This is a genomic window from Corallococcus interemptor (assembly GCF_003668875.1).
Lineage (GTDB): Bacteria > Myxococcota > Myxococcia > Myxococcales > Myxococcaceae > Corallococcus > Corallococcus interemptor.
In genome coordinates this window covers 18,988-34,858 of sequence record NZ_RAWM01000061.1, presented here as the reverse complement: position 1 = coordinate 34,858, position 15,871 = coordinate 18,988, and the positions used below count along the sequence as shown (strand labels likewise).

15 protein-coding genes are annotated in these 15,871 nt (G+C 70.8%); 6 read left to right on the top strand and 9 right to left on the bottom strand.

Going from position 1 to position 15,871, the window contains the following annotated elements:
- Positions 1–36: 36 nt before the first annotated feature.
- From D7X96_RS21695 to D7X96_RS21685, 3 genes are all read left to right on the top strand, one after another.
- Entirely contained in the window at positions 37–1,500 is a 1,464-nt protein-coding gene (locus tag D7X96_RS21695; RefSeq protein WP_208647352.1) for a glutamine synthetase family protein, read from the top strand.
- Positions 1,501–1,520: 20 nt separating this feature from the next.
- Positions 1,521–2,705, top strand: a complete 1,185-nt coding sequence (locus tag D7X96_RS21690) for an iron-containing alcohol dehydrogenase (RefSeq protein ID WP_120548803.1) — start codon at positions 1,521–1,523, stop codon at positions 2,703–2,705.
- A gap of 158 nt (positions 2,706–2,863) precedes the next feature.
- Complete coding sequence (locus D7X96_RS21685) at positions 2,864–3,283, top strand: ATP-dependent DNA helicase (protein ID WP_120548802.1); 420 nt, start codon at positions 2,864–2,866, stop codon at positions 3,281–3,283.
- 77 nt (positions 3,284–3,360) lie between these two features.
- Here D7X96_RS21685 and D7X96_RS21680 read toward each other — a convergent pair whose 3' ends face one another.
- Positions 3,361–3,867 carry a hypothetical protein gene (locus D7X96_RS21680; protein WP_233609546.1) on the bottom strand — a complete coding sequence of 169 codons (507 nt, stop codon included), beginning with the start codon at positions 3,865–3,867 and terminating at the stop codon, positions 3,361–3,363.
- A 148-nt stretch (positions 3,868–4,015) separates the two neighbouring features.
- Between D7X96_RS21680 and D7X96_RS21675 the strand changes: the two genes are divergently transcribed.
- Positions 4,016–4,429, top strand: a complete 414-nt coding sequence (locus tag D7X96_RS21675) for an ATP-dependent DNA helicase (protein WP_121770605.1) — start codon at positions 4,016–4,018, stop codon at positions 4,427–4,429.
- 81 nt (positions 4,430–4,510) lie between these two features.
- Here the strand turns inward: D7X96_RS21675 and D7X96_RS21670 are convergent, their stop codons facing one another.
- The 7 genes from D7X96_RS21670 to D7X96_RS21640 all read right to left on the bottom strand — a co-directional run bounded on the left by D7X96_RS21670 (position 4,511) and on the right by D7X96_RS21640 (position 12,188).
- Positions 4,511–5,077, bottom strand: a complete 567-nt coding sequence (locus D7X96_RS21670; protein WP_120548800.1) for a hypothetical protein — start codon at positions 5,075–5,077, stop codon at positions 4,511–4,513.
- A 152-nt stretch (positions 5,078–5,229) separates the two neighbouring features.
- Positions 5,230–7,080 (bottom strand): ArnT family glycosyltransferase, encoded by a 1,851-nt coding sequence (locus D7X96_RS21665; protein WP_199746848.1) that lies wholly within the window; start codon positions 7,078–7,080, stop codon positions 5,230–5,232.
- Positions 7,077–8,027 (bottom strand): hypothetical protein, encoded by a 951-nt coding sequence (locus tag D7X96_RS21660; RefSeq protein WP_121770604.1) that lies wholly within the window; start codon positions 8,025–8,027, stop codon positions 7,077–7,079. The genes D7X96_RS21665 and D7X96_RS21660 overlap by 4 nt, the downstream gene beginning before the upstream one ends.
- Entirely contained in the window at positions 8,014–8,526 is a 513-nt protein-coding gene (locus D7X96_RS21655) for a zinc metalloprotease (protein WP_120548798.1), read from the bottom strand. Before D7X96_RS21655 ends, D7X96_RS21660 begins: the two co-directional genes overlap by 14 nt.
- A gap of 94 nt (positions 8,527–8,620) precedes the next feature.
- Entirely contained in the window at positions 8,621–9,583 is a 963-nt protein-coding gene (locus D7X96_RS21650; RefSeq protein ID WP_120548797.1) for a CarD family transcriptional regulator, read from the bottom strand.
- Between the two features lie 78 nt (positions 9,584–9,661).
- Positions 9,662–9,877 (bottom strand): hypothetical protein, encoded by a 216-nt coding sequence (locus D7X96_RS21645; protein ID WP_120548796.1) that lies wholly within the window; start codon positions 9,875–9,877, stop codon positions 9,662–9,664.
- An 88-nt stretch (positions 9,878–9,965) separates the two neighbouring features.
- Positions 9,966–12,188: a serine/threonine-protein kinase gene (locus tag D7X96_RS21640; RefSeq protein ID WP_121770603.1), complete on the bottom strand. Its 2,223-nt coding sequence runs from the start codon at positions 12,186–12,188 to the stop codon at positions 9,966–9,968.
- A 234-nt stretch (positions 12,189–12,422) separates the two neighbouring features.
- Here D7X96_RS21640 and D7X96_RS21635 point away from each other — a divergent pair, with 234 nt between their 5' ends.
- Both D7X96_RS21635 and D7X96_RS21630 read left to right on the top strand, forming a co-directional pair.
- Positions 12,423–13,100 carry a hypothetical protein gene (locus D7X96_RS21635; RefSeq protein WP_306449835.1) on the top strand — a complete coding sequence of 226 codons (678 nt, stop codon included), beginning with the start codon at positions 12,423–12,425 and terminating at the stop codon, positions 13,098–13,100.
- 171 nt (positions 13,101–13,271) lie between these two features.
- Positions 13,272–15,080: an acyl-CoA dehydrogenase FadE gene (locus tag D7X96_RS21630; protein ID WP_120548793.1), complete on the top strand. Its 1,809-nt coding sequence runs from the start codon at positions 13,272–13,274 to the stop codon at positions 15,078–15,080.
- Between the two features lie 37 nt (positions 15,081–15,117).
- On the opposite strand, the gene D7X96_RS21625 is transcribed toward D7X96_RS21630, so the two are convergent.
- Entirely contained in the window at positions 15,118–15,828 is a 711-nt protein-coding gene (locus D7X96_RS21625) for a PilZ domain-containing protein (RefSeq protein ID WP_120548792.1), read from the bottom strand.
- Between the last annotated feature and the right edge of the window lie 43 nt (positions 15,829–15,871).

Sequence of the window (15,871 nt, the reverse complement as noted above, 5' to 3'; positions counted from 1 at the left end):
CTCCATCGCTTCATGACGAAGAAAAGGAAGGTCCGCATGCCGTCGCGTCCCAAGGCCAAGGTGCTCACCCATCCGGCGATGGCCCGCCGGGCTCGCGCGAAGGAGCGCGGTGAGAGTGGGCCGCGAGCGGTGCCCGGACAGCAGGGGGACATGGACTCCCTGCGCCGGTGGATGGACGAGAAGGGCGTCCGCAAGGTGAAGCTGGGCGCCATCGACGTGGATGGCGTCTTCCGCGGCAAGTACGTGTCGCTGGAGAAGTTCTACAGCGCCGCGAAGAGCAACATGGGCTTCTGCGACGTCGTCTTCGGCTGGGACCTGGGCGACGAGCTGCTGGACAACACCAAGGTGACGGGCTGGCACACGGGCTACCCGGACACGCCCGCGAAGGTGGACCTGTCCACCGCGCGCATCATCCCGTGGGAGCCGGACACCGCGGCGTTCCTGCTGGACTTCGTGAACGCGGACGGCACGCCCTTCGAGGCGAGCCCGCGCCAGCTGCTCCAGAAGATGGGGCAGCGCGCGCGCAAGCTGGGCTTCCTGCCCAAGTTCGGCGCGGAGTACGAGTTCTTCCTCTTCAAGGAGGGCCCGCAGAGCCTGCATGAGAAGGGCTTCAAGGACCTCACGCCGCTGACGCCGGGCATGTTCGGCTACTCGTGGCTGCGCACGTCCATGAACGCGCCGCTGGTGCACGCGCTCATCGACGGGTGCAACGCGTACGGGCTCAACATCGAGGGCTTCCACACGGAGACGGGCCCGGGTGTCTTCGAGGCGGCCATCCGCTACGACACGCTGGAGCTGGCGGCGGACCGCGCGGCGCTCTTCAAGACGGTGGTGAAGGAGATCTGCGCGAAGCACGGCGTGTCCGCGTGCTTCATGGCGAAGGTGGACCCGAAGCTGCCGGGCTGCTCCGGCCACGTGCACCAGTCGCTGTGGAACCTGAAGGACGAGGAGAACCTCTTCCACGACCCGTCGCAGAAGCACGGGATGAGCAAGCTGATGCGTCACTACATCGGCGGGCAGGTGGCGCTGATGCCGGAGCTCACGGCGCTCTACTGGCCCACCATCAACAGCTACAAGCGCAGCGTGGAGAACACCTGGGCGCCCACCAGCGCGACGTGGGGCCTGGAGAACCGCACCTGCGCCATCCGCGTCATCGGCGACAGCGCCAGGTCCATGCGCATCGAGTACCGCCAGCTGGGCGCGGACATGAACGCGTACATCGGCATGGCGGTGAGCCTGGCCGCGGGCCTGTGGGGCATCGAGAACGAAATCGAGCCGCCCGCGCCCGTGCTGTCCAACGCCTACGAGGCGAAGAACACGAAGCCGCTGCCTCGCAACCTGAAGGACGCGGTGGCCCTGCTGAAGAACAGCGAGCGTGCCCGCGAAATCCTGGGCGAGGGCTTCGTGGACCACTTCGTGCGCACCCGCGAGTGGGAGGTGCGCCAGTACGAGCGGGCGGTCACCTCCTGGGAGCTGGAGCGCTACCTGGAGCTCATCTGATTTTTGAAGGAGGACCGTTCATGAAGCCTTTTGACATTCCCTCGGAGCCGCGCGTCACGGAGATGTCGTGGCCCACGCGCATCGTGTTCGGCGCGGGCGCGCTCCAGCGGCTGCCCGCGCACGCGGCGCGGTTGAACATGAAGCGCCCGCTGCTGGTGACGGACGCGGGCGTGGTGAAGGCGGGGCTCGCCACGCGCGTCACGGACGTGCTCAAGGGCGCGGGCATGGAGTGCGCGGTGTTCGACCGCGTGGAGCCCAACCCCACGGAGCGTGACGTGTTCGCGGGCCTGGAGGCGTACCGCGCGCACAAGGCGGACGGCATCGTCGCCCTGGGCGGCGGCAGCGCGCTGGACGCGGGCAAGCTGGTGCAACTGCTCACCACGCATGAGCCGCCGCTCAGCCGCTACGACGACGCGAAGGGCGGCGACCAGTACGTGCGCGACGACCTGCCGCCGCTCATCGCCATTCCGACGACCGCGGGCACGGGCTCGGAGGTGGGGCGCTCCGGCGTGGTGACGCTGGCGGACACGGGCCGCAAGACGGTCATCTTCAGCCCGTACCTGCTGCCGAAGGCGGCCGTGATCGATCCGGAGCTGACGCTGGGCCTGCCTCCGTCCGTCACGGCGGCCACGGGCATGGACGCGCTCACCCACTGCATCGAGGCGTATGTCGCCAATGGCTTCCATCCGCTCGCGGACGCGGTGGCCATTGATGGCGTGATGCGCGTGGGGCGCTCGCTGGTGACGGCGGTGAAGGAGGGCAAGGACCTGGCCGCGCGCACGGACATGATGGTGGCCGCGATGGAGGGCGCCATGGCCTTCCAGAAGGGCCTGGGCGCGAGCCACGCGCTGGCGCACGCGCTGACGCCCATCTCCAACGTGCCGCACGGCCTGGCCAATGCCATCGTCCTGCCCGCGGTGATGGAGTTCAACCGCGCGTCCTGCACGGCGCGGCTCGCGCGCATCTCCATCGCGCTGGGGGACACGTCCAACGCGCGCGAGGAGGTGCTCGCCGCGAACGCCATCGACCGCGTGCGCAAGCTGGCGGCGGCCGTCGGCATCCCGACGCGGCTGCGCGAGGCGGGCGTGAAGGAGCAGGACCTGGAGCACATCGCGCAGAAGGCCTTCCAGGACGCTTCACACCAGGGCAATCCGCGCTCGGTGACGGAGGCGGATCTGCTGGCCATGGCCCGCGAGGCGTACTGAAAAGCGGCTTCACTCCAGCTTGATTTCAGAGTGTTTCAGCGGGGCCTCTTCCGAGGGAAACGGGAGGGGCCTCGTGCCTTTTGAGCGGTGAATCAACCCGTGCCTCCGTCGTCAGAAGGTTCAGAACGCAGCAACAACGCGGCTCACGGAGGCAGGTCATGAAGGCGATGCTCAAGAAGATGGTGGTGGCGGTGGCACTCGTTGCGAGCTCCCCGGTGATGGCGGCGGACTTCCACGGCGCCTCCCCCCTCGTGAGCCGTCAGGACCAGGCCCGCATGGAGCGCGAGCGGATGGAGCGTGAGCGCCTGGGGCGGCTGGAGCGGGAACGGATGGAGCGCGCGCGGCTGGAGCGCGAGCGGCAGGCCCGGCTGGAGCGCGAGCGTCAGGAGCGTGAGCGCCGGGAGCGCGAGCGGCTGGCGAAGCTGGAGCGCGAGCGGATGGAGCGTGAGCGCATGGCCCGCATCGAGCGTGAGCGCCGGGAGCGCGAGCGTCAGGAGCGGATGGAGCGTGAGCGCCGGGAGCGGGCGCGCCTGGCCCGCATGGAGCGCGCGCGCTACAACGGTGGCTGGCGCGGGTAGGCCTGTCGGCACAACATGAAGCAACGCGGAGGCCCGGGGGCGGAGATTCCACCCTCGGGCTTCTTCGCGCCTGGAGGTCAGTGGAGCGTGGAGTCCGCGGTCAGCGCGCGGGCTCCCGCGTCCATGACGGTGTCCACCACCGGCGTGAACTCCAGCGTCTCCATGAAGATGCGCCCTGGCAGCCGCAGGTCCATGGCGGTGATGCGCTCGCGGTCTCGCAGGTCGTAGAGCTGCCGCGCGACCGCGTTCGCCGCCACGCGCTCGTCGGAGAAGACGACGTAGACGCGCACCTTGCCCTCCTGCACCGGCACGCGGAAGCGGGTGTGGGCGACGGGCTCGTTCGCGTCACAGCGGATGGCGCGGTTCTCCCGCGTCAGCGTCAGCTGCCGGATGACGCCCTTCTCCGACATCGTGAAGAGCATGCAGTAGGGGAGCTGTCCCTCGGTGGGGATGACCTCCATCGTCGCGGCGCCGGTCCGCTTCACCAGGGCACGCGCTCTCTTCGCAGGCGGCGTCGCGTCATCGCAGCCCACGAAGGCCGCGCTCAACGCCATCACCGTCAACAAGCCCGTCCAGCGCGTCACGTGGTCTTCCCCAGGAGTGGAATGCCGCAGGCTTCACTCTGGCTTGATTTCGGAGTGTTTCGGAAGGCCGCGGTGGCTGAATCCTGCAGGGCCTCCCCCGTCAGAAGGTTCAGAACGCAGCAACAGCGCGGCTCAACGGAGGCAGGTCATGAAGGCGATGCTCAAGAAGATGGTGGTGGCTGTGGCGCTCGTCGCGAGCTCCCCGGTGATGGCGGCGGACTTCCACGCCGCCACCCCCCTCGTGAGCCGCCAGGACCAGGCCCGCATGGAGCGCGAGCGTCAGGAGCGCGAGCGCCAGGCTCGGCTGGAGCGCGAGCGCCAGGAGCGGGAACGGCAGCAACGCGAGCGCCAGGCCCGGTTGGAGCGCGAGCGGCAGGAGCGGGAACGGCAGGCCCGGCTGGAGCGGGAACGGCAGGAGCGCGAGCGCCAGGCCCGGCTGGAGCGCGAACGGCTGGCGAAGCTGGAGCGCGAGCGGCAGGCGCGGCAGGAGCGGGAACGGCAGGAGCGCGAGCGCCTGGCCCGGCTGGAGCGCAACCGCTACACGGGTGGCTGGGTGAACTAGGCCGCCTCGACGTCACGGCCTGACGCGGTACGGAGGCCCGGGGGCGGAGATTCCACCCTCGGGCTTCTTCACGTCGGGAGCTCAGTTGGCCATCGGCTCCACGGTCAGCGCGCGCGTTCCCGCATCCTCGGCCGTGCCTCCGTCGGACGTCACCACGCCGCCCGCGCCCACGACGACGCCCGTCGCCTCCGGCTCACCCGTCTCCGGCTGGAACTCCAGCGTCTCCACGAAGATGCGCCCCGGCAGCCGCAGGTCCATGGCGGTGACGCGCTCGCGGTCGCGCAGGTCGTAGAGCTGCTGCGCGACGGAGCCCGCGGGCACGCGCTCGTCGGAGAAGAAGATGTAGACGCGCACCTTGCCCTCCTGCACCGGCACCCGGAAGCTGGTGTTGGCGACCGGGCGCCCCGGGTCGCAGCGGATGGAGCGGTTCTCCCGCGTCAGCGTCAGCTGCCGGATGACGCCCTTCTCCGACATCGTGAAGAGCATGCAGTAGGGGAGCTGCCCCTCGGTGGGGATGATCTCCATCGTCGCGGGGCCCGTGCGCTTCACCTGCGCGCGCGCCACCTTCGCGGGCGGCTTCGCGTCGTCGCAACCCGCGAAGCCCGCGCCCAACGCCATCACCGTCAACAAACCCGTCCAGCGCGTCATGTGTCTCTCCCCCGCGAAGAAGGTGGAATGGCCGACACCTGGATCCTACCCTGGCGCCACGCCTTCCCGGCCTCTCTGCTTTTCGTGAAGCCCTGCCAGCCCGCCGAGTGCACGGTCGTGCACATGTCCCCTTGCGTCATCCAGCCCGGGACTCACTCCGGACGCTGGTAGACGATGACCTGCGGCGTCTCGTCCAGGTACAGCCCGGTGACGGGGGTGCGCGTGCCGAAGGCCTGCCATGTGAGGAACTCGTGCTCGCGGAACTCCTGGTGGTACTGGTACGCGACGATGTCCGCGTCGAACGGGCTGTTCACCGCGCGCACGTCCGGACGCAGCATGCCATTGCGCTGGTAGTCCCGGAACGAGAAGCCATTCACCTCGTGCAGGTAGACGCGCGCGCCCGGCTTCGCGTGTTCGTTGATCCACGGCAGCACGCCGGTGACGTGGCTGGACCAGAACTGCCGCTGCATCCCCAGCGTCGCCGCGCCCGGCAGCCCGCCCGCCAGCTCCGAGTACGCCGCCGTGCCGTACGGGAACACCCGCACCAGCCCCAGGAGCGCGGGCGCCAGGAGCAGCGCGAACACCGGCACCGTCACCGCCAGCGGTGACAGGGAAGGGCGCCGCGCCTTCAGCACGTCCCACAGCGCGAAACACCCGCGCGCCACCGCCGCGCCCGCGAGGATGCCCAGGAAGGGCATGGACGGGAACCAGTGCTTCACGCCGCCAAAGTGCGGCACCTGCGGGTGGCTGATGATGAGGATGGACGTCACCGCGTTGACGCCCACCAGCGCCTCCGACGCGGTGGGCATCCGCACCCAGTCCCGCGTGCGGGCACTGACGCTCAACAGCGCGCGGCCCACGAGCGCGACGAAGCCCGTCACCATGGGCACGAAGAGGCTGGTGGGCACCGTCAGCGCCGTCTTCACCACCACGTAGCTGAGCGGGAAGGGCGGCCCGCGCATCAGCGTGCCCAGGTAGAACCAGGCGTAGTGGTTGTGCGTCGCGTGGAAGGCCAGGTACCACGCGGTGCGGTCCACCGGCGCGTGCCAGAGGTAGGGCCAGTGCAGATAGAAGAGGACGGGGCCCAGCACCGCCATCGCCGCCAGCGGCACCAGCGCCCGCGTCACGGGCAGGCTCACCCGCCGCAAGTCCCGCAGCAGCACGACGCAGCCCACCGCGAGCCCCACGAAGAACAGCGTGTGCGGGCTCAGGAGCAGGAACTTCTTCTGGAAGTTGGCGGGCCCGCCCAGGAACACCACCAGCAGGCCGTACAGCACCGCGACCGCCGCGAAGAGCCCCACGAAGCGGCCCAGCCGCGCGCGGGCCTCGGGGTTGCCTTCGCTGGCCTGCCACGCGCGCCACAGCGCGAACGGCGACAGCACGAACGGCAGGAAGAGGGCGTTGTGCTTCGTGGCGATGGCCAGGCCGAACGCCACGCCGCACGCGACGCCCCAGCGGGTGCTCTCCAGCGCGCGCCAGAAGCAGTACACGACCAGCAGCCACATCGCGGCCACCGGCATGTCGAAGCACGCCAGCTCCGCGTTGAAGTACTGGCGGGGCACCAGCAGGAAGGAGAGGGCGGCGAACCACCCCGCGGTGCGGCCATACAGCGCGCTGCCCAGCAGGAAGCACAGCGCGGGCACCAGCGCCGCCATGGCGAACGCGGGCAGCCGGAAGGCCGTCGCGTCGCGCATCACGCCCAGCGTGTCGTGGAAGAGCAGGTGGCTCAACCCGAACAGCGTCTTCATCAGCGCCGGGTGCTCGTGGTTGTAGTCCCACAAGCGCACGATGGCGCTGTCCGTGAACGCCTGCGCGGGCGAGTGGAACAGCAGCCGGAACCACTGCGAATAGCCCTCGGCCGCGGCGAAGTAGACGCTCTCGTCGCGCGTGAAGCCCACGGCCGCTTCCGTCATCCACAGCGCCGCGAAGGCCAGCACCCACAGCGCCAGGGCCGTGAGCTTCTCCTCGCGCGTGGCGGGGCGGCCGGTCAGCTGCAACGTCATGGCTTCACCCCCACCGCGGGCTCCAGCGCCATCACGTCCAGGCAGAGCTGCCGCGACTCCGCGTTGTCCGCCTGCGTCCAGACCTTCACCGTGCGCGGCGGCCCGGGCGGCAGCACCACCTCCGCCTTCTGCACGCCCTCGCGGCCCGGGGGAATGGGCACGTACATCAGCCGCTGGCCCGTGGCCGCGTCATCCACGCCGACGTACGACGTGGACAGGCGCGGGTCCTTGGGGTGCGCGAACTCGAAGATGATGCCGCCCTCCATCCGCAGGCCCATGCCGGCGGGCACGTTGGCGAACTCCGCCACCAGCCGCTGGGGGCCGCCCGGCGCGTGCATCCACAGGCAGTGCCGGGGCTCGTAGAAGATTTCGTGCCACTCCGGCGCCACGTACAGGTGCGGCGGTCCGGGGCAGCGGTGCACGCGCCCGTCGAAGGGGCAGTCCGTGCGGGAGCCGTCCGGCTGCTCCAGGTACACGCGCGCCGTGTTCGCGGACTCGCTCGCCACCCAGTGGCGCGGGCGGTAGCGGCCGTTCTCATAGAGGCGCAGCGACAGCGGGCCCAGGCGGGACTCGGGGCCCAGCGCCTTGCGGCCGGGGAGGAAGGCCGCTTCAAACGCGCCCACGTCGGAGCGGGGCAATTCCGGCTGGCCCAGCACCCAGACGCGCGGGTGCGCGCTCAAGTCCGCGCCGTCGGAGTCCAGCCACCCGTACACGGGGACGGAAGGAGGCACGAAGAGGCGGGCGCGCTCGGTCCACCAGGGGAAGAGCAGCACCGCGTCCCCGGGGCGCGCGTCTCGGGCCAGCACGTCCGCCACGGCGCGCTCGTCCGCGTCCGTGGGCAGCCGGCCCGGGAGCCTCAGCTGGAAGACGAGGCACAGGAGCGCGACGAGCAGCAGGGCCCCCAGCTCCACCAGGGGCAGGGCGCGCAGGGCCTTAGGACTTGGCAAGACGGATCTTCTGCTCGCTCTTTTCGCGGCAGAAGGTGCAGAAGATGTGGTCGCCCTGGTTGAAGGACGGCGTCCAGGGCGGATACATCGAGCAGCGCGGATCCAGGCAGTGGTGCAGCTCCCACAGCGTGCCCAGCTGGTGCAGCGCGTGGCGCGCGATGGGCTTGAAGTCCTTCTCCAGGTCCTTGAACGGCGCGATGGAGAGGATTGCCCGGTCCTTGCCGTACTTCGCGAAGCCCGACGTGGGCGCCTTGCCGCTGGGCAGGTCGCGGTCCTTCAGCTTGCGCGAGGTGAGCAGCAGCACCTTGTCGTCCTTGTAGGCTCGGATGCCCTTCACCTCTTCGAGCAGCTTCTCCGCGTCCAGGGGCTCGGACATGCCCGCGGGAATCTCCGCGGTGCCGCTGTGCTCGCTGCCCACGCCGAAGGCCGTGTAGAGCGTGCGGTTGAACTTGGCGAGCTGCTTGTCGTCGAAGGGGTCCAGCGTCACGACGCGAATCACGGGGCGTCACCTCGGCGGGAAGAAGGCCCTCGCGGTGCCGGGCGTGCGCTGTATCGCGACGCGGGCGGCCGGGAGGGCCGTGGGGTCCTGCGGTTCACTCGTCCTCGGGCGGCTTCGCCTTGGGAGGACGGCCGCGCTTCTTCGGAGCGGCGGGCTCCGCGGGCGCGGCGCCCTCCGGCGGCCTGGCCTTGGGTGGACGGCCGCGCTTCTTCGGGGCGGCGGGTTCGGCACCCTCCACCACCTCCGGCTTGGGCTTGGGCGGACGGCCGCGCTTCTTCGGAGCGGCGGGCTCCGCGCCCTCGGCCGGCTTGGCCTTGGGCGGACGGCCGCGCTTCTTGGGAGCGTCCTCGCCGCCCTCCTCCTCGCCGCCCTCCTCCTCCTCGCCACCTTCCTCGGAGGACTCCTCCTCGGACTCGGACGCGGGCTCCTCGTCCGAGGGCAGGTCCAGCTCTCCGCCCTCCAGACCGATGAGGTCGCCGTCGAGGTCCATGTCGTCCTCGTCGCCAACGGGCCGCGCGAACTCCGCGGCGGTGCGCTTGGGACGCTCCTTCCCGGGCGGGAAGAGGACGATGTCGATGGAGTCCTCGGCGTTGGCCTCGGCGGTGCCCAGCGCGGCGGCGACCTCCGAGACCAGCAGGTGCCGGGCGTTGTCGTAGAGCTCGCGCTCCTTGGTGGGCAACGGCCGCAGCTCACTGAGGACCTGGAGGCCCTTGACGACCTCCGCGAGCCCCAGGATGCCGCCCTGGGTCATGCGGTCCAGGTTGGTGCGAGCGCGTTGCTTCCAGTCCAGGTCCGCCTTGTCGCTGTCCGAGCGGAGGAACGCGTAGATCTCCTCCACGTCCGCGGGACTGGCGACCTTGCGCACGCCGATGGAGATGATTTTTCCCTGCGGCACCATCACGACCGCGCCGTCTTCCTCCCGGCGCATGGTGACGAAGGTGAGGCTCTGACCCGCCACCTCCTTCACGTCGATGGCGGCGACGCGGCAGACCCCCTGGTTGGGGTAGACGACCCGGTCTCCAACCTGGAGCTGGAGTGCAGCGGACCCTTCTGGCATGGCCCCCTCGTGGGCGGGTGGGATGAGCACCGAAGCGAGCGCCGGTCGTAGCACCGTGCCCCGCCGGATGCCACGAGATTACCGGGGAAGCTGTGTCATCCGGTTGGCATTGCGCTGCGCTTCCAACAGCTTGGCCATGACCTCGTGCGCCCGCGAGTCCAGGACGGCGTCGATCTGGGCGTCGGTCGGCCCCTCGTCCACCGTGCTTCCGGGCCGCGCGTCCACGCGAGAGGAAAGTCCCACCGTCGCCATCACCGCGAATCCCAGGGCCAGCACCGCCAGCAGCTTCTTCATTGAGCGTCCTCCGAGGCGGCCCAGGGTAGGGGGGACGCCCGGATGATCAATTTTTCGGCTACAGGCTGGCGGCGCCCTGTAGCAGTGGCTACTGGTGCAGCGGCGCCACCGGCGTCACCTCCAGCGTGAGGCCGCCGGAGTTGTCGTTGACGTCGTCGTCCGGGAACGCGAGCCGCAGCCAGGCCGCGCCGCGCAGCACCGTGGGCTGGTTGACCTCCAGGAGCTCCAGCGTGCCCGGGGCCATGGCCGGGGACGCCCCCGCGCCGTGCAGCGCCAGCACCCCGCCCACCTCTCCGCCAGCGAAGCCGCGCGTGCGCGCCGGCTCCCGCGCCGAGCGCACGACGACGCGGTAGGTGGTGGAGGGCTCCAGCTCCCGGAGCGTGAAGCCGTCGTGGGGGGACAGCGAGACGGCGTGGCGGCGCGCGTCCAGCAGCAGGGTGGTGATGGCGCCGCTCGCCTGTTCGCGCACGTGCACCTGGAGGGCGCCGCGGTTGTCGTCCGGGCGGTCGTCCCAGAGGAACACGTAGAGGACGGAGGCGTCGCGCACCAGCACCTCGTCGGTGCCCACCAGGCCGAAGCTGTCGCGCGCGGACAGGGCCGTGCCGCCCTCCAGGAAGTACACGGCCTGGGTCACCGGCAGGGGGCCGCCCACCGACACGCGGCCCTCCACGCGCAGGCCATAGGCGCGGGACGGATCCAACCGCATGCGGGCCGCCTGGGACGGGGGCACGCGCAGGGCATGCGCGAGCGCGCTGAGCGCGAACGGGCCTCCGGAGGAGTAGCGCGCGAAGGCGGGCGTGTCTTCCGGTCCCGCGCGGGGCAGGGCCCTGGGCGCGGCCGGGTGCTTCGGCGCGAGCCGCGCGTGGACCGCCAGCGTGGTGCCGCGCTCGGCCTGCACGCGCTGGCTGAAGGGCACCATGCCCGGCAGCAGCACCTCCAGGACGTGCTCGCGGTCCGACGGCAGCTGGGTGACGAGCGTGGGCGTCGTCTCCGTCAGCGTCCGCCCGTCCACGCGGATGGTGGCGCCCGGAGGGGACGAGCTGAGCTCCACCGCGAACGAATTGGACCCGCCCATCACCAGGCCCAGCCACGTGGCCACGAGCGCGGCCACCACCACCGGCGCGCCGCGCACCGCCCAGCCCTTCAGGGTGCGGTGCCACGCGGGCGGCGGCTCGGGCGGCATCGCCTGCGGGGGCAGGGGCTGCGTCGTCAAATCCCCCCGGGGCTCGCCTCGTGGCTCTCTTCCGGGCTCGGAGACGTAATGGGGCATCTCCGGCGGCGTGGGGATGGGCGGCGGTTCCGCGACGCCGCTCCAGCGGCCCACCCGGGCAATGAACTCGCGCGGCAGCTGCACCGGGCGGCCGGCCTCCACGAGCTCCGGCTCGAAGAGGTAGCCCATGAAGTGGCCCAGGTCGCTGGTGGACACGTCCGGCGCGGTGACGTGGAGCTGCCGCGCCAGCGCCTCCGCGAAGGCCTGCGCGGTGGGGTAGCGCTGCTCCGGGCTGGTGGCCATCGCGGTGAGCAGGATGCGCTCCAGCGCGGCGGGGATGTTCGGCGTCCACTCGCGCGGGCGGGGGAAGTCGCCCTGCGAGATTTTCCGCAGCACGTCCTGGAGCGAGCCCTCGAAGGGGCGCCGTCCGCAGAGCATCTCGTAGAGGACCGTGCCCGCGGCGAACACGTCCGTGCGCGCGTCCAGCGCCTCGCCGCGCGCCTGCTCCGGCGCGAAGTAGACGTACTTGCCCTTCGCGGGGTCCGCCTTCGTGTCGGAGCGCCCGGCGAGCCGCGCCCGCGCGATGCCGAAGTCCACCAGCTTCACCTGCCCCTCGAAGGAGAGGAGCACGTTCTGGGGACTCACGTCCCGGTGGACGATGTGCAGCGGACGGCCGTTGTCGTCCAGCCGCGTGTGCGCGTACGCAAGCCCGCGCAGCATGTCGATGGCCACCAGCACCGCCAGCGGTGGCGGCAGCGCGGGCAGCCCCTTCTCCCGCGCCCGGCGCAGCACGTGCGAGAGCGGATGGCCGTCCACCCACTCCATCGCGAGGAAGTACTCGCCCTCCACCTCACCGAAGTCGAAGATCTGCGCGATGTTGCCGTGCGACAGCCCCAGCGCGATGCGCGCCTCGTTGATGAACATGGACACGAACGCGCTGTCGTCCGCGTAGCCGGGGAGGATCTTCTTGATGACCACCGGCTTCGTCACGCCCGCCACCGCCGTCATCCGGGCGCGGTAGATCTCCGCCATGCCGCCCGTCGCGATGCGCTCGAGCAGCTTGTACTTTCCGAACTGGAAGCCAGCGGAAGGCTGCGGCACGTTCGAGTCGGCTCCGGTGGAGGGGAGTCCTTCGCAAAACCGCGAGAAGCTATCATGAGGCCATTCAGACGCCCCGGGTGGAATATTCCGCTACGCTCGCCAGCCTGTTCCCGTAACCCTGCATTCTTCCTCTTGGTGTGGAGCACCCTCACATGGGGTGGCTGCCGGGAGTCACCGCCCGCTGAACCTGCACGCCCGGTGTCTCCCGTTTCTGCACTCGCAGTGGATGCAGGCGTGCCCGGGGACGCCGGCGGGTGGGCGGACGCGAACGTCACGCTGCTGCCCGCGCCCGTCTTTGGCGAGCCCCTCCCGGACGACCTCCTCCGCCTGGAGCTGTCCGGAGACCAGGTGCGGCTGGGCGCGGAGCGCTTCACGCCGTCGCGCGCGCAGGACGCGGGCCGGCTCGCGGAGCGGGTGAAGGGCCGGGACGTGCTTGTCGCCGTCGCGGACGAGGACACGTTCCTCGCGCAGGCGTCCGACGCGCTGGCGGTGCTTCGTGCGCAGGCGGCGGAGGTGTGGCTTCAGCATCCGGACGCGCCGGTGGCCTACCGGCTGGTGCTGCGCGACGAGCAGGGCTTCCGGGCGTGGCTGGAGGAGGTGGCGCCCGGCAAGCTGCGCATCATCCAGCGCGCGGACGGCTTCGAGTTGACCTCCAGCGTGGGGAAGCTGCCGGGGCCGGACCGCAACGGCCCCTCCGTGCCGGTGCGCGGCGGACGCCAGGACATCGCGACGCTGCGGCGGGAGCTGGCCCGGCTGAAGACGCGCTTCACCACGTCGGACGACCTGTGCATCGTCCCTTCGTTCGGTACGGAGGTCGTGCAGGTGGCGCGGGCGCTCGGCGGCACGTACGTCGCGCCGGAGGAGGGGCTCTTCGACACGCTCTGCCTCGTGTACCCCACGCCCCGGCCTTGACGGACGCGGGGGCTGCCTGGCGGCCAGGCACGCACCCCGAGTGGACTCCATGTCGCATTGAGGCGGCGGGGGCGCGCCGCTACTACCCCCAGCGGTCCGCGCGCCCTAATGTGCCGCGCGCCTTTTTCCAGAAGGCTTCGGAGGGCAATGCTCCCTCCCCGGAGGTCGTTGATGGTCGCCGCAACCGAGCCCGCTCCCCGCCCCCAGGACGTCCTCTCCGGGGGCGCCTTCCTCTTCCAGGAGGTGGGCTCCACCCGCATCCTCACGCCGGAGACGTTCTCCGAGGAGCAGCGGCTCTTCTTCAAGACGGCGCTCCAGTTCTGCCGTGAGCAGGTGCTGCCCCAGGCCGAGCGCATCGAGGGCAAGGACAACGCGCTGCTGCGCGACCTCTTGCGCCGCGCGGGCGAGCTGGGCCTCTTGAGCGTGGACATCGCGGAGACGTACGGCGGCACGGGCCTGGACAAGACGACGTCGCTCTTGCTCGCGGAGGCCATGAGCCTGTTGGGCTCCTGGTCGGTGACGTCCAGCGCGCACACCGGCATCGGGTCGCTGCCCATCGTGTGGTTCGGCAACGAGGCGCAGAAGGCGAAGTACCTGCCGAAGCTGGCCTCGGGTGAGTGGGTGGCGGCGTACGCGCTGACGGAGCAGGGCAGCGGCAGCGACGCGCGCGGGGCCAAGACGAAGGCGGTGAAGTCGCAGGACGGCAAGCACTACGTGCTCAACGGCTCCAAGCTCTACATCACCAACGCGGCCTTCGCGGACGTGTTCGTCGTCTTCGCGCAGGTGGACGGCGACAAGTTCACCGGCTTCATCGTGGAGAAGGACACCCCGGGCCTCACCGTGGGCCCGGAGGAGCACAAGATGGGCATCCGTGGCTCGTCCACGTGCCCGCTCTACTTCGAGGACGCGCAGGTTCCCGTGGAGAACCTGCTGGGAGAGCTGGGCAAGGGCCACCGCATCGCCTTCAACATCCTCAACTACGGCCGGCTGAAGCTGGGCGCGGGCGTCATCGGCAGCATGAAGCTGCAGCTGCAGAACGCGCTCAAGTTCGCGCAGGAGCGCAAGCAGTTCAAGGCGCCCATCGCCACGTTCCCGCTCATCCGCGAGAAGCTCGCGCGCATGGCCACGCTCGTCTACGCGGTGGAGAGCATGACCTACCGCACGGCGGGCCTGGTGGACGGGCGCCTCGCGTCGAAGGAGCGCTCGGACAAGGACTACGACGCGCACGTCATCGCCGCGATGGAGGAGTTCGCCTGCGAGGCCTCCATCATGAAGGTCTTCGGCTCGGAGGCCATCGGCTTCCTGGTGGACGACGCGGTCCAGGTGCACGGCGGCGCCGGCTACATCGAGGAGTACCCGGTGGAGCGCGCCTACCGCGACGCGCGCATCAACCGCATCTTCGAGGGCACCAACGAAATCAACCGGATGCTCATCACCGGCATGCTGCTCAAGCGCGCCGTGAAGGGCGACCTGCCGCTGTTCGCGCAGGCGCGCTCCGTGGCGGAGGAGCTGGGCCGCGGCGAGCGGCCCCGCGCGGGCCGCCAGGACGCGCTGGCCCAGGAGGAGATCGCCGCCGAGTGCGCCAAGCACCTGGCCATCCACGGCATGCGCCTGGCCGCGGAGACCTTCGGCACGGAGCTGGACAAGCACCAGGAGGTCATGGCCGCGCTGGCGGACGTGGTGATGGACGCGTACGCGCTGGACTCCATGGTGACGCGCACCCGGCAGGCCGCCACCAGCGGCGTGCAGGACCCCGTGCGCGTGGCCCTGGTGCGGCTGTACGCGATGGAGTCCACCACGCGCGCCTTCGAGCGCACCCGCCGCGCCCTCTGCGCCACCCTCAAGGGGGACGCGCTCTCACTGGAGTTGAGGCGCCTGTCCGCGCTGGACGCCTTCACGGCGTACGACCCGGCGGAGCTGCGGGAGACCATCGTCACCGGCCTGGAGGAGGCCGGCGGCTACCCGTACAACCCGCTGTAACCGGCAAGGCCCTCGCGGGTGCCCTGGCCAGGCGGCTTCAGGGCATCCGCGACACGGCATCCAGGCCGAAGCTGACCCGGGCCCGCCAGGGCGCGGGCGGCAGGTGCTCCAGCGACATCAGGTCCTCCAGGCGCTGGACCATGTCCGGACGCAGCCGGCCGAAGGTCGCGCCGAAGCCCGGCGTCACCGCCTGGGCCACGCCCTTGCGCGGCACCGTGGACGTCCACGCCACCTCGCCGTGGAGCAGCAGCGGCCCCTCCTTCATGTCCATCTCCATGAAGAAGGGCGTGCCCACCTGCACCTCGCGGGGCAGGGCGGGGGCGTCCACCTCCAGGCCCACGCCGCCCCGGGAGATGTCGCGCACGTAGAAGAACGGCGCCCGGGGGTCGCTCTCCCTCGCGCGCAGGTGCAGCGGGATGCGCGGGAAGCGGCGCAGGCCGTTCTGCTCCTCCTGGGCGAAGATGAACTGGAGCACCGCGTCCAGCGCGCTGCGATCCTCCGCGCCGTCGTAGCGCACGGTCAGCAGGAAGCGCTCGCCGGGGCGGGGCTCCACCCGGACCACCTCCCCCAGCACCTCCACCGGACGCGGCATGCCGCCCGCGTGCAGCTCGAAGGTGAACCGGGTGCCCAGCGGCAGGGCCCTTCGCGTCTCCAGGGTGACGCCGCCAAGACCCACGCTGCGGGTGTACTCGCCGACCAGTGATTGCGGCGTCTTGTAGGCCACCTTCAGTCGAACGTTCGTGTTCACGTGACTGCCAGTCTCAGCCTGGGAGCGGAAGAACTCAAGTTTA